Here is a 14,188-nt window from a genome sequence, read left to right as displayed (position 1 = left end):
TGGATATTTTACTTTTGAATATAATATGGTTTTCACCTGTTTTTAAATTTGAACGCCGTACAAGCCTATTCGTCTATTTATTGTTTGCAAAAAACCGGGTGGTGATCAAAATCATCACCACCCAAAAAATATTTAGACTATAAAAGCTTAATAGTTAAATTTTGCCCAAGTATATGTCAGACCAGGATTAAATCCAGCTTTATTAAAGAACGGCTGTGGAATACCAAATGCTGGAGCTGGAGCACCGACAGGCGCAATGGTATTGCTACCTAGATCATTGTAGCCTGCAGTCGCCGCCAAGGTAAATCCATGAATTGAAGTACTTTGAACGCTGGTTAAAGCAGCTGTTGCATCACTATTGATCTGCAACCCTGTTTTATAACCTGTAATTTTTGAGTTTACCAAAGCCAATTCTGCACCACGACGCACAAACACTCCTGATTTGAAGCCCGGAGCCGTAATACCGGTCTCATCCTCGGTACCAATAATGCGAACATTGCTAAATGTAGGTTTTGTTTTTGGCGTCAACGTAAATCCTGTTGGATGGTTATCAATTTCAGAACCATTTGAATCACTGTTTGCAGGGTTTGAGCTCGAAGCACTGTGTGAAGATGTTTTATTTGCAATGGCAATTGAGTTCGATATCGTACCTTGATAGCCTAGGTCAAAATCAAACTGATCATCATCATTGGAGAATGCAACAAGATCAGAAGCGTTCACACGGCCTCCGAAAAATTCGAAACCATCATCCAGACCCCAAGCTACTTCCACATTGTTTAAAACTGTACCCGAACCAACGGCACCCAAAGTCAAACCATTCACCTCATTGTCAGCAGACAATTTGTATCCAGCGTACTCAATTCGTACATATCTAAACACACCACTACTTTCGGCATTGTTCGCGTCAGTGTTACTTCCATAATAATTTGCAGGAATATCTTGCAATCCTTCGATCAATCTGCTACCATTATTTGTAGGCTCATTGGTACGTGCATTTCCCAAGATAATTACGCCACCAAAGTCACCCGCTTTACCAACAGTTGCATTATTTCCATCCAACAGGTTACGGCTCGTGAAGACAATTGGATTGGTAGGTGTTCCCGAAGCATTGATTTTGGCACCTTTTGCAATCACCAAAACACCATTTGCTGTACCACCAACGGTATTGACAGTTGACTTGATATAAGTACCCGCCTGAATAGTCAATGTTGCTCCACTTTTTACAGTTACAATTCCAGAGATTTCATACACATTGCCTGAAGTCCAAGTCGTGTTAGATGTGATATCACCAGAAACGGTTACCACAGGTAATGATGACTGCGTGTAATCAGCAGCGGCAGTACTGCGTTTCTCAAAAGTATCATTTTGTAAGGCATTGTCTTTATTACATGCTGTTAACGCTGTTGATGCGATAGCAAGGATCGCTAAAGTTTTATTTAGAGTTTTCATTATTTTTAAATTTGATTTTGTGTTAAAAGATTATTAATTTGTTGCCAAATACTTAGCAAGTCGGCTTGTTCATCGCCCTTGGCGATTTGCAAATTGGTTTGGTTTTCTTTTTAGGAAGCACATGACTTGTATATGCATTCAAGCGAGAGGTCCGTTTCAGCAAAGCCTTTCGCTTTTTTATTGTAGTCTTCCACTTTATCCTCCTTTCTATTGTTGATTTTATTAGAATTTATATGTTATTGACGTTCCGAAGCTTCTGCCAAATCGCTGTTTGAACATGATCATATCCCCAGTATCATAATCGATGTCGCTGTATCCGGGCTTCAATAGCGGACCTCCTGTCGTAGCGCCACCATCTGATTCATAGCTTTTTGTATTATTATATAAGATTGAAGCGGTATTTAAGATATTCCCGGCATTGATTTTGACTTCGAGCCTACGATTCAAGAATTTGTAGCTGACCTGGGCATCCAAGATTTCCCGCGGTCTTTCATATTCCGTATCCTGAGTGGATTTACCCACAAACGAGGTTTTTCTGCCAGAACGATTATAGGCTAAATTTATTCCTAGCCTTTCACCATCATATTGCAGTCCCGCATTGATGAGATAGGGACTCTGTCCATATAATGGTCTTTTCTGGTTTGATTCTACAAATTCAATTTCTCGCGTCTGCGGATTTTCAGTGGGGATCAGGGCTGCAACATCTGCTTTCTGCACAGTCAGATTACCGTATATAATCATATCTGCCAGTAGGGCATCATCGTGGATAAAATTCAGCCTTTTCCTAGCTTCAAATTCGACGCCATAGATCTTTGCCCAAGCGGAATTTTGCAACGTATATTGCCAGTTATAAGATGCTGTAGGCTGTGCTGCCACTTCTGCTGGTCTGTCAAAATATTTATAATATCCACCGATGGAAACAATTTCTCCAAGCCCCGGAAACCACTCCCCTTTCAGATCCCAGCTTTTTATACCTGTGCTATTGATACCTATGCTTCCGAACATGCCATCATAAAAAGCGTCATAACGCAGGAACTGACTATTTTCCATCATCTCCGGTCGTATCACGGTATTCGAAAATGCTGCACGTAAATTGGTTTGATCGGAAGGGCTATAGGTCAAGTTTGCCGAAGGAAGCCAGCGCAGTGCCTTTTCCTTTTTTAACTCAAAAACGGCAGTCGTTTCCTTTGGTTTTGGGTTATTGATTTCCGTATACTTATAATGATCTGCCCGCAGTCCCCAAACCAATCGCCATTGTGTACCTAGCTTATGATCCAACATCAGGTAGCCCGCATGATTTTGACTCTTTCCTTCATAAAAATCAAAATTCCAGGAGTCTATGAAAAACATAAACCCATTTGCTCCGATATTTTCTGGTTTAAAACGATCGCCAATAGTGGTAAATTTAAGGGCCTGATCGAAAGTCTTATTATCTACCCCCATTGTTGCTATTTCAAAATTAAACTTGGCACGTCTTTGAAGTCCAAAATAACCCAATTTAGCTGTGCTAAGCACTTCCCCTAACTTAAAAGGATGACTCCCTGATGCTGCCCAGGAATAATGTGTTTCATTATTGGCATAATTATGACGGGAAGCCGGATCTATACGACCTTCAGTAATTTGTGTATAGCCATAGATAAATGTCCTGTCATTAACCACATCTTCGGTAAGACCCTGTGTTAAAATCCCCATATCCTTATCTTTTCGATCTATTCCCGATCGAGCAAGCTCCCATTCCAATTTCAAATCTTCAATTTGATGCTGTCCCGTAATTTTGTTTTGCAAGAGTGTGGTGAAGGTAGGTGTATTAACTTCTCTTATCCGATCAGGTTTGCCCGCCACGTCTCCATCGGCATCAATACCTTCAATTCGGGAAAAATTATTATCAAACACATGGGTCCAGGTATTACGGGATGAAAAGCGATGTTTTCCCAATTGTAAACCGATGTTAAGGACAGTTCCTAAAGTTGAATTGAAGTTGTATGATTTACCCTGATTAACGCCATCAATTTCGTCATACCAAGAACCGCGTTTGATCTCTTCAATATTGTTAATATTTTGGGAGTTACGATAGGTTACAGCACCCGTAAAACCCAATTTACGAAGCTCGCCACCTTTTAGTTTGTAGAGCCGGCCGATTGTAAATTGATAATTTTGGGAAGGGAGTGCTTTATAGCGGTATAGCGTAAAATTGTCCGTTGTAAAGCGTTTACTTTGCGCCACAATATCGGCTATAGGAGTCTCCGCATTAGCAATATGTAAATCTTTTGGAAAATTCCTTCGACCATCATCAAATCCCAGATAATCATGTTTACCACGTTTCGGACTCAAAAAGTCCTTTCCAATAGACTGGTCATTGACAGAAGCTCCGACACCAAATGTTGTAAAATTTTCAGACGGAATATCTTTTGTATTAATCTGGATCAACCCGCCACCGAAACTAGTGTTCATATCTGGCGTAATGGATTTCGCGACAACTACATTATCGACAATACTGTTGGGCACCATATCAAAAGAAAAGTTACGCGTCCGGGCTTCAGTACTTGGCAATACTGTACCATCTAAGGTAGCAGAATTATAGCGTTCACCAATCCCCCGCACAATTACAAACCTATCGTTGATCGTCGAAACACCAGAAATACGCTTCAAACTCTCCCCCACATTCCGGTCCGGTGTCAGTGCCATCTGTTCTGCCGAAATACCATTGCTGATCTCCGAAGCGTTCTTTTGTCGCGCCAATAGTCCTGAGGTGCCGGCCTTTTTAAAGGAAGATGTCACAATCACCTGACTTAGCGTATTTGCACTTGCTTTCATGGCAATATTTAGGCTGGTGCTCTTTCCATCGATGATTTTTATACCTGTCACCCGCTGACTTTCGTAAGAAATATAGGTGATATCGATGGTATATGTCCCCGCTTTTAATTCGATGTTAAAATTCCCTTTGCTATCTGTCATGGCAGACTTACCCAGTCCCTGAACGATAACGGTAGCACCCACCAATGGTTCGCCGCTCCCGTCAACAATAGTTCCTATCATTCGTCCAGGGCTTGCCGGAGGGGATAATTTAAAGAGTACAATAGTGTTGCTGCCGGCTGTTTTAAAACCGACCCTGCTATTGGCCAAAAGCTGTTTTAATGCAGTTTCTACCGTATAATTCTGTGCATGCAAACTTACTTTGGTCTGCCCCGAGAATATACTGCCATCGTAATTGATCTGCAGGCCAGCTGCTGTCTGCAAGTCTCTTAAGGCAGTGGTAATGGGTACTGAGTTAAGATCCAGACTTACTTTTTTCTGTAGCCCCTGTGCATAAGCAGGCTGGTCAAGCGCAGCAATACAGAACTGTAATATAACAAAGCTGGCCGATAACAAGACCTGTAGCCAAGATTTTGAAAATTTTCTTTTGTTTTGAGAATATATGCTTATATTCATGGAATTCAACAATTTTTTTAATTCAATTAATTAGAAATTTGTTTCTCGAACCGTTCTGTTGGTCCAGAGCGGTTCTACTTTTTTTTGTTTCTCGTTCGTTGTGATAGCGTTATCCGCTCCTTATGCTGCTACTATATCATGGGCATTCCTTCCTCCATAAGGTGATTGAGTTTTCGTCATTGATCCGATAGCTAAGTTTACCACCGCTCATCACTGCTAACTGCTCCATAATCTTCCTGATGGGCTGGTTGTCAAAACTGGCATTAATACGATAATGATCAAATTTGCACGAACCCTTGATATTAAAATGAATGCTATAATACCGGCTTAATTTCTTCGTTATTTCGCCAAGGCTGGCATTTCGAAAGCTCAGACGGTTTTCTATCCAACTATTAAATATAGCGGGATCCTGCCCTTTTTCCACAACAAAATCCTCCGTTTGTTGCTCGTAGGTCAACCGCATTCCTGCGGTTAGATCCGCTAATTTTTTCGTTTCCTGCATCCCTTTACTACTTACGCGCACCTTCCCACTGCGCACCGAGACGACCTGAGTTTTGTCTTTTGGATAGGCATAAATATTAAAGGAAGTGCCCAATACCTGTGTACTCACAGCGCCAGTATGTACAATAAAAGGGCTACTGGTATCTCTTTTAACTTCAAAAAAAGCTTCACCGGCCAATATAACTTCCCGCTTTTGTCCTTTAACAAATTGATCAGGCCAACGTAATGTACTGCCTCCCGCTAGATAAATAATACTACTGTCACTTAATCTAATCTTTGTCTTTTGGCCCTGAGGGGTCGTTTTACTCGACCATGTTATGCTCGTGGTTTGCTTAAGCTTTTCGGGTTTCTGAACATAAAACAAGCTCGAAACAACTGAAAAGACCAACACTACTGCCGCCGCATATGACCAATACTGTACGATCCTGGCTGGCTTTCTTTTCTTATGCTGTGGAATTTCCTGCAAGATCTCAGCAAAAGCAGCTTCCGTCTCAGGAGTATCCTCCCGATAGCTGGGTTCGACGTCCCACATTTCAGCCATCATCTCCGTAAAGAGCTCCATGTGCTCTTCTTGCTGATCTGTTTCTAAATAGTGCAACAGGATCTTTTTCTCCCTTGGGCTTGCCAGCCCTTGGCGAAAACGTTCCATGATGCTTTTGATGTATTCTTTATCCTGCACTTTTTTTGCTTATTTATCTATAGAAAGACCGGCAAGGAAAGAACGGCTACTTGAAAGGAAAAAAAATATGAATAATTTTTGGCAAGAAAAATTAGCACTTAGATAAGGGCCAAAGCCAAGCATAAGATACAGCCAAATGCTTCTGGATAGCTCTTATGGTAATAGGTTCGAATCTGCTGCATGGATTTTTTGATGTGATTGCTCACCGTATTGGTAGAAATCTGTAGTTGGTCAGCGATTTCCTGATGACTCAATCCCTCTTCCCGACTCAGTCGGTACACCTTCTGTGCCTGTTGCGGCAGCGCTTCAATCGAACGTGTTAATACCGCATAGCATTCTTGATAATCGATGTATTGTGCAGTGAAATCCTGATGCTGCTCGACTTTGCTTTGCGTTTCGAGAAAATTATCGTAGCGCAACTTTCTTTTCCAGGCATCGAGCATACTGTACCGTACCATGACAAATAAAAGACTCTCAATATTTTTGCTGGCATCTATTTTTTCACGATTTTCCCAAAGCTTGACAAATACCTCCTGAGTCAGTTCCTTTGCCTCCTCCTGAGAACGTAAAAACTTGTACGAAAAGCCAATTACCTTACTACGCATGCGGTAATACAGTTCCTGAAATGCCCTTGTATCTCCCTGACGTAATTTTTCCAATAACTGTTCATTTGTTTCGGTTGCTTTCCTTTTCATAACAAGTATATTGATGGTAATAGCTCAAAGCTAAACAGCGCCTATTAACCCACAGTTAACAGTAGTTTAAGTATCTGTTATATAGTTGTTAATTACTTAAGTGTAGCATATCCTGATCGGTTTGTTCTCGTCTGCTATCAGTCAATATGCGCAGCGAATTTAACGGAGACCGTTTGCTTGCTCGCTGCTTGTCCTGACTCCTATTTCCTTCAATTAGTGCAATAGCGTGTTGGATCAAGGGATCATCAAGAGAAGGCAGAACTTTTAATGGTAAGGCTTCGAGTTCGTTGACATCATATTGTGGCAGTATTCCATTCGCATAATCTCCCGCTCCCAGCGCATTGGACAACTTGTAAATAATCGGATGCATCTCCCAGGGTACCGTTTTCAAGGGCTGCATATCTTTAATAACAAATGAAGCTTCATCTTTTCCTCTTGTTTTCTCTCCTATTGTGACGACATTCACATACGGCTTGAGATTATTGATCAATACTTCTGCTGCTGACGCGGTTGTAGTACCTGTTAAAATGTAGACCTGTTTTAGTTTCAAACTGTTTTCCACAATCTGCTTGTATTGTAATGTACCATCACTGGAAGCACTTTGACCGATACTTTCAGTTTTTCGTCCACCATTTTTATTACCTGTATAGGTAATAAAAGGAGTATCATCAGGTAATCCACTAATCAATCCCGCAATACCTGCAGCCTCAGCAACTTGGCCACCGGGATTATAGCGGAGGTCCAGTACAAGAGCATCTATATTTTCATTTTTTAAAACAGTAAAATCCGATATGGCCGATTGGGCTATGCCGGGACTAAAATCATTGATATAGAGGTAAGCAATTGTCTTGGCATTCAAACGGAAAGTCTCCCGTAAAATGGGCTGCTCCAACAGCATCCCCTTATTTAATTCCACAGTTCGAATATCTTTCAGGGAATTATTTTCAAAAGCAGCTAACGTTAGTCGCCCCTTTTCAGCCGTCAAAAGCTGTTTTTGAAGCTCAGCAGCATTTGCAGTAGTCAATTGCTGCCCATTGATCTTACTGATGTAATCTCCTCGCTTCAATCCATTTCGGGACGCGGGCGAATCCTCGTAAACGTATTTGACAACGGCAAAGACGAGCTTACCATCCGCAGTGCTCAAGGTACTATAATCAAATCCAAATTGATTCCGGTTGGATTTAGGAAGGCTACCAGGATCTCCTGGATTGACCATATAGGAGAAACGGTCATTCGCATGCAATAGAGACTTGAAAAACAGTTGTGGTTCCTGGTCCATGTTGATTTTTTTGGGGAGAGATTCATTCCACAGATAATAGCGGCGAAGGCTATCCAATATCCAGCTGTTGACATAAGCATTGGAACCCACAGGATAACTTGGCGGATCTTTCTTACATCCCAAAAATTGAACGACAAAAAGGAAAATAATCAAATTCAATAGCTGATAGACTTGTTTCATGATATTCACACTAAGCACTTTTTTGACCACTAATTCACATCAACTTAGCCATCTAACATCAACTTATCGTTAGGACTATATTAAGTTTTAAATGAAAGAACATACACTTCGGTTAAGATAATCCAACGGCGTTGTGGAAACGGAAATTGAGGTGCCTAATAGGGAGTTATATAGAAATTTGCAACGGGCTTTGTTGTAAATAGCTTATGAACAAGTTCGCCCTAACTTCGCCCCCCTCCCGACTTGTAAAAAACATACAGGCACGGTGAAAGCACCTTAAAAGGTGGACTCAACGTGGACTTACCGTGCATTCACTCTGCTTACAGGGCGAACATGGTCATAACTTGGTCAGCAGCAGTCCCCTCGATCGGCCGAACCTCATCCATCAAAAATCATCAAGAAACCTGTTTACTCTTTTTCCCCTACCCCTCATATCCTGTCAGCTGACAACTTCATTGCCACTTACAGAGCTTGGCATTGGCGGATTAGATTTTGTTTTATTGTTATTTTATTCTTACTTTGAGAAGGTTTTTGTGGGATACCTATTGTAAACAGAATTAAACTATGAATTTCTCCGCCTGTTCGGATCAGCAAATTTTTGAATCAGTTTGTCAAGGTGAGGAACGGGCGCTACAACACCTGATGCATCGCTTTTGGCAACCACTGTTCAAAACGGCATCTGTCACTATGCAGGATCCCGAAGTATGTCAGGAACTTGTCCAAAACGTATTTATCAATATATGGCGCAACAGGGAGAAAATAAATCTTAAATATTCCATCAAAACCTATCTATTTGGCTGCATTCGTTACGAAGTGTTCCGAAATGTCAAAAAGAAAATGGACCATGTTGAATTGAAAGATTTAGATGAGGACTATGTTGATTCCTTCAACCCCTTGCTAAAATTGGAGTACAGTGAACTGCTGGATTACCTGGATCAAATGATCAACCAGCTTCCTGACAAGTGTAAGGAAATCTTTTACCTCAGCAGAATGGAGCAGCTAAGCCATAAGGAGATTGCTGAGAAGCTAGATATTTCCGTAAAAACAGTAGAAAACCAAATTTCTATTGCATTGAAGCGATTAAAACAAGGTATGCAGAATATGCACATCTTTTTTCAGATTTTCTTTTTCTAGCAAGAACCTGAAATACAACACATTACAACGCAGCCAATCTAATAAAAGACGCTTTTATAGTTTCTTTTTAAAAAAAAGTGCAATTCCTTTTGGGGGTTAATTGAAAAAATGAACTCTATAAGAACGAATCAATTATAGATTTCATGAAAAAACCTGAAATTATAGACTTAATCAAGAAAATTTTGCGTAAGCAATCCGCCGAAGATGAATTGCGTGAAGTAGATGATAGGCTGTTAGATGCATATCATGATGCTACATGGGACGAAGATAAATACGGTCCGGCGGAAAATATAGAAACCCAGATTAAGTACAACGTAGAACAACTTATTCAAGCAGAAGCGGGCAATACTAAAAAATTAAGCACTTTCCGTCGTTATCTCCCCTATGCCGCCTCTTTGTTACTTGCGGCCTCCAGCATTAGCGGATATTATTTCTTTAAAGGTCGGAATACCGACTTACAGCTAACCAATCAAGGGGCCTACCTGAATCCGGGTTCAGAAAAGGCCTCGTTGAAAAATTCAGATGGCAGTAGCCTGGATCTGCAGCAACAGCAGGTTGGAGACACAGTCCCTTTTGGTAAACTAATATTTAAAATTGACCAGGAAGGTAGTATCAGTTATCAGGCAAAGACAACGGAAAAAAATATGCATCCTCAACTCGTCACCTTAGAAACCCCGAAAGGCGGTAAATATCAGATCAATTTAGAAGATGGTACCAAAGTATGGCTCAATGCCGAGAGTAGCCTGATTTTCCCGGAGCATTTTTCTGCTGACCGTCGTCTCGTTCAAGTCAAAGGAGAAGCATATTTTGAAGTTGCCGAATCAAAACACAAACCATTTATTGTGGAGGGCAACGGATTTGGAATACGGGTACTGGGCACGAAGTTTAACGTATCCGATCGGGACAACCATCATATTGCAAAAGTCGCCCTGCTCCAGGGATCAGTAAGTTTAACCTCAAAAGCAGGCCAGACGATGCTCAAACCTGGTGAGCGGGCAAAGATATCTGCTGCAGATGTTCAGATCGATCAATTTGATCCAGAATCCGAAGTCGCCTGGAAGAACAATTATTTTATTTACAAAGATGAAAATATCAAAACCATTATGGCGGATGTAGCGCAATGGTATGACGCCGAAGTGATATTCGAAGGAAAAGATTGGGATGATGTAAACCTCAAAATGAAAGTTTCCCGGAGAGAACGTATTGAAGAAATCTTATCGCTTCTCGAACTAACAAAATCAATCAAATTTAAAATTGTGGAAAGGAGGATCTACGTCAGCAAAAGATAAATCGAAAACTTAAGCCAGGATGCTGTCACATCCTGGCTACGAATAGAGTTTAAAAATTTTCTGTCAAAAATTAATTAACCTTCTAATTCTAAACAAAATTATGAAAATAATACCGGGAAAAGAACAGTACATGTTCTTAATTAAGACCCTATTGATTATGAAGTTCTATCTACTGCTCGCATTTTTTGGCGCTGTTCAGGCTAAAACTCCGGTTTATAGCCAAAAAATGAACCTACATTTTAAAAATAGTAAGGTCGACCTTATTCTCGCGGAAATCAGCAAACAGGCCCAGCTTGACCTGCTTTACGATTCAAAGCTGATCAAGAAAGCGGGCCCTGTCACGCTTAACTTGGAGAATGCCACGTTGAATGAAGCTTTAACGACCCTGTTCCGAAATCAGGCACTTGAATTCGAAGTCATCAAAAAGACTTTGATTATACGCCCTAAAGAGACCAAAGCTGCAGCCCGAACCAGTGAAGTGACCGAAAATCAAAAGGCCATTAATGGTTCGGTTAAAGATCAACAGGGAAAACCACTTGCCGGCGTAACGATACGAATAAAAAATACCCAGATCACGACCACATCCGATGGCCAGGGTAATTTTACCATTGCTCCGCCCTCAGGCTCTGGACAAGTGATCTTGACATTTACCTACGTAGGTTATGAGAGCATTGAACGACAAGCAGACAACAAGGGGTATTTAAATGTGACCCTTGCACTTGCGAATAACAACCTCGATGATGTTGTTGTCGTCGGTTATGGTACACAAAAGAAAATTAACGTTACAGGTGCAGTGAGTTCAGTAAATATGGCCGATATGCGCACACCGGTTCCCAATTTATCGAATGCTTTGGCCGGTAAAGTTGCTGGTATTATCTCCGTGCAATCCAGTGGCGAACCCGGTTATGACAATTCAACTTTTACAATCCGGGGAATCGGAACATATACGGGTAATTCCTCTCCGCTAATTATCATCGATGGTGTACAGCGTGATGATGTCAATGGTGGTTTCGGTGGTTCTTTCAATAATATTGATCCCGAAGATATCTCTAGTATTTCTCTCCTAAAAGATGCTTCATCCACGGCAATGTATGGTGCCAAAGGTGCCAATGGTGTTTTGATTATTACGACCAAAAGAGGTGTCGCTGGCAAACCAAAGATTTCCTTTAAGGCAGAAACGGGCTTTTCCAGTTTTACGAAAACCCCACAAATGCTGGATGGAATAAAATATATGGAACTGCAGAATGAAGCGCGAAGAAATATGGGACTTAATCCCGTCTATACAGACGAATTGATCCAAAAAACAGCCAGTGGACTGGATCCCTATATGTATCCCAATGTGAACTGGATTGATGAAGTATATAAGAAGAATTCCATGCTCACCAATGCCAACATCAACATTACCGGTGGTGGCGAATCGGTGAAATACTATATTTCAGGATCGTATTATAATCAAACCGGTCCTTATAAAGTCCGTAATTTAAACAATTACAATCCGAATCTTGATTTCAAGCGCTATGATTTCCGCAGTAATGTGGATGTCAATTTATCAAAAACTACGTCCGTTCAGCTCAACTTAACGGGGATGTTGGTCAACTCCCGCTATCCCGGTATTGCTGCCGGTGATCTGTGGTATCTGGCTTATGCGACTACACCCGTCGCCTACCCAATTCAATATCCGGACGGTAAATGGGCCGGACCACTTAGCGGTGGCGGCGCCAATCCATTAAATGAGGTACAAAACAATGGCTACTCCAGCGAATTCAAACCCATTGTGCAATCGGTATTGACCATTAATCAAAAATTAGATGCGATTACGGAAGGATTATCCGCTTATGCCCGGTTCTCTTTTGACAGTTATGGTGAATTCAACAACCGTCGTTCAGGGAGAAATGATTTATGGCAGGCGACAGGAAGAACACCCGAGGGGGAACTCATTTTTAATCAAAGCAGAGTTGGTCAGCAATTTTTGGACTATAGTCAAGAATCTTTTGGCCAACGCGTCATGTACTTGGAAGGTAATTTAAACTACGAGCGTACTTTCAATGACCACAAAATCGGCGGGATGTTTCTCTATAATATGCGTAACCGTCTAGTCAGTCTTTCAGGCAGTGTTATTGGCTCTATCCCCTACCGCAACCAAAGTCTGGCTGGGAGGATCAACTACGGATTCCGTGATAAATATCTTGTCGAAGTTAACGCGGGCTATACAGGATCTGAAAATTTCGAAAAGGGTCAAAAATTTGGCCTGTTTCCGTCCGCTTCTGCAGGTTGGGTGATTTCCAGCGAGGAATTTTTTGAACCGTTGAAAAAGACATTCAGCTTATTAAAAATCAGGGGATCCTATGGTGTGGTCGGTAACGATAACATCGGCGATGCTCAAAATCGCTTTCCCTACTTAACGCAGATCGGTGAAGGTGGTTTTACAGGTTTTGGTCTCAATGGTACCTGGGCCGGTGGAAAAACCGAAAGGGTAATGGGTGTAGAAAATCTGACCTGGGAAAAATCCTATAAAACCGGGATCGGTCTTGAAATTGGATTATGGAACAAGCTCAACCTGATCTTTGACGGTTTCGCCGAGCGTCGGAAAAATATTCTGATCCGTAGGGAATCCATTTCATCTATCGCCGGCTATAATAGTCTTTTTGTTTACGCTAATATAGGTGAGATGGACAATAAAGGTATGGATGCCAGCATTGAATACAACGATAAATTTGGGGATGTCGGGCTCCGCCTTTTTGGTAACGTCACCTATAGCCGCAATAAAATTGTTTTTGCCGATGAGCCCGTCAGACGCTACGGTTATCAATCCAAGACAGGAACACGCTATGGCGAATATCAGGGGCATATTGCCATGGGCTACTTTACGAGCAAAGAAGAGGTCGAGTCTGCTCCTCAGCAAAAATTTAACCCCGTGTCTCCGGGAGATATCCGTTACAAAAACTTAAATGCTGAAGACGATAATATCATTGATGCATATGACCGAACCTACCTTGGGAAATCCTGGTTTCCTTCCTGGCTATACGGTGCCGGTTTTTCAGCTTCGTATAAAAACTTTGACCTTTCCGTATTTTTTCAAGGGGTCGCTGATGTGGGTATCATGGCCAATGGCAGTGAAATTCCGGGGAAAGGTATGGGCGTCAATGGGGTCGGCGTGCTCCCCTTTTCGGGATTGGGAATCTATCCCAACAATACCATGTCTATTGTTGAAGACCGATGGACCGCAGAAAATCCACGTCAGGATGCTTACTATCCACGTCTAACCATGGCCAGCGGCAGCGACAACAATTACATCAACAGTACACACTGGTTAAAAGATGGATCTTATATACGGATGAAACAGGCCTCTGTTGGTTATAATATCAAGGCAAAAGGATTGGACAAACTTGGTTTCACTTCGCTTTATGTGTATTCATCGGGCCAAAACCTCCTGACGTTTAGCAAATTCAAAATCTGGGATCCCGAACTGGGAAGCAACGGTGCTAAATATCCATTAAATCGCATGATCACCTTTGGCGTCCGGGCACAGTTTTAACCTAAATCTATACCATAA

Annotated in this window: 8 protein-coding genes; 3 read left to right on the top strand and 5 right to left on the bottom strand. The window is 41.6% G+C overall.

The window, feature by feature from the left end:
- Positions 1–147: 147 nt before the first annotated feature.
- The 5 genes from ABDW32_RS05795 to ABDW32_RS05775 form a co-directional block, all read right to left on the bottom strand.
- Complete coding sequence (locus ABDW32_RS05795; RefSeq protein ID WP_343560340.1) at positions 148–1,449, bottom strand: hypothetical protein; 1,302 nt, start codon at positions 1,447–1,449, stop codon at positions 148–150.
- A 222-nt stretch (positions 1,450–1,671) separates the two neighbouring features.
- Positions 1,672–4,878 carry a TonB-dependent receptor gene (locus ABDW32_RS05790; RefSeq protein WP_343560338.1) on the bottom strand — a complete coding sequence of 1,069 codons (3,207 nt, stop codon included), beginning with the start codon at positions 4,876–4,878 and terminating at the stop codon, positions 1,672–1,674.
- A 136-nt stretch (positions 4,879–5,014) separates the two neighbouring features.
- Positions 5,015–6,058 (bottom strand): FecR domain-containing protein, encoded by a 1,044-nt coding sequence (locus tag ABDW32_RS05785; RefSeq protein WP_343560336.1) that lies wholly within the window; start codon positions 6,056–6,058, stop codon positions 5,015–5,017.
- Positions 6,059–6,156: 98 nt separating this feature from the next.
- Positions 6,157–6,753 (bottom strand): RNA polymerase sigma-70 factor, encoded by a 597-nt coding sequence (locus ABDW32_RS05780; RefSeq protein WP_343560334.1) that lies wholly within the window; start codon positions 6,751–6,753, stop codon positions 6,157–6,159.
- 88 nt (positions 6,754–6,841) lie between these two features.
- The gene (locus ABDW32_RS05775; protein WP_343560332.1) at positions 6,842–8,212 is read right to left on the bottom strand and encodes a S41 family peptidase; all 1,371 of its coding nucleotides are present in this window, start codon (positions 8,210–8,212) and stop codon (positions 6,842–6,844) included.
- A gap of 564 nt (positions 8,213–8,776) precedes the next feature.
- On the opposite strand from ABDW32_RS05775, the gene ABDW32_RS05770 reads away from it, so the two are divergent.
- From ABDW32_RS05770 to ABDW32_RS05760, 3 genes are all read left to right on the top strand, one after another.
- The gene (locus tag ABDW32_RS05770; protein ID WP_343560330.1) at positions 8,777–9,346 is read left to right on the top strand and encodes an RNA polymerase sigma-70 factor; all 570 of its coding nucleotides are present in this window, start codon (positions 8,777–8,779) and stop codon (positions 9,344–9,346) included.
- Between the two features lie 143 nt (positions 9,347–9,489).
- Positions 9,490–10,635 carry a FecR domain-containing protein gene (locus ABDW32_RS05765; RefSeq protein ID WP_343560328.1) on the top strand — a complete coding sequence of 382 codons (1,146 nt, stop codon included), beginning with the start codon at positions 9,490–9,492 and terminating at the stop codon, positions 10,633–10,635.
- A 100-nt stretch (positions 10,636–10,735) separates the two neighbouring features.
- Complete coding sequence (locus ABDW32_RS05760) at positions 10,736–14,170, top strand: TonB-dependent receptor (RefSeq protein WP_343560326.1); 3,435 nt, start codon at positions 10,736–10,738, stop codon at positions 14,168–14,170.
- Positions 14,171–14,188 lie beyond the last annotated feature (18 nt).

It is taken from the genome of Sphingobacterium sp., assembly GCF_039596235.1.
Lineage (GTDB): Bacteria > Bacteroidota > Bacteroidia > Sphingobacteriales > Sphingobacteriaceae > Sphingobacterium.
The sequence above is the reverse complement of the archived record's forward strand: the minus strand, read 5'-3'. Positions and strand labels throughout refer to the sequence as shown.

What these genes read in the sequence shown, in the direction of transcription:
- ABDW32_RS05795 (WP_343560340.1), bottom strand. Translation starts at nt 1,449, where the DNA reads ATGAAAACTCTAAATAAAACTTTAGCGATCCTTGCTATCGCATCAACA.
- ABDW32_RS05790 (WP_343560338.1), bottom strand. Translation starts at nt 4,878, where the DNA reads ATGAATATAAGCATATATTCTCAAAACAAAAGAAAATTTTCAAAATCT.
- ABDW32_RS05780 (WP_343560334.1), bottom strand. Translation starts at nt 6,753, where the DNA reads ATGAAAAGGAAAGCAACCGAAACAAATGAACAGTTATTGGAAAAATTA.
- ABDW32_RS05775 (WP_343560332.1), bottom strand. Translation starts at nt 8,212, where the DNA reads ATGAAACAAGTCTATCAGCTATTGAATTTGATTATTTTCCTTTTTGTC.
- ABDW32_RS05770 (WP_343560330.1), top strand. Translation starts at nt 8,777, where the DNA reads ATGAATTTCTCCGCCTGTTCGGATCAGCAAATTTTTGAATCAGTTTGT.
- ABDW32_RS05765 (WP_343560328.1), top strand. Translation starts at nt 9,490, where the DNA reads ATGAAAAAACCTGAAATTATAGACTTAATCAAGAAAATTTTGCGTAAG.
- ABDW32_RS05760 (WP_343560326.1), top strand. Translation starts at nt 10,736, where the DNA reads ATGAAAATAATACCGGGAAAAGAACAGTACATGTTCTTAATTAAGACC.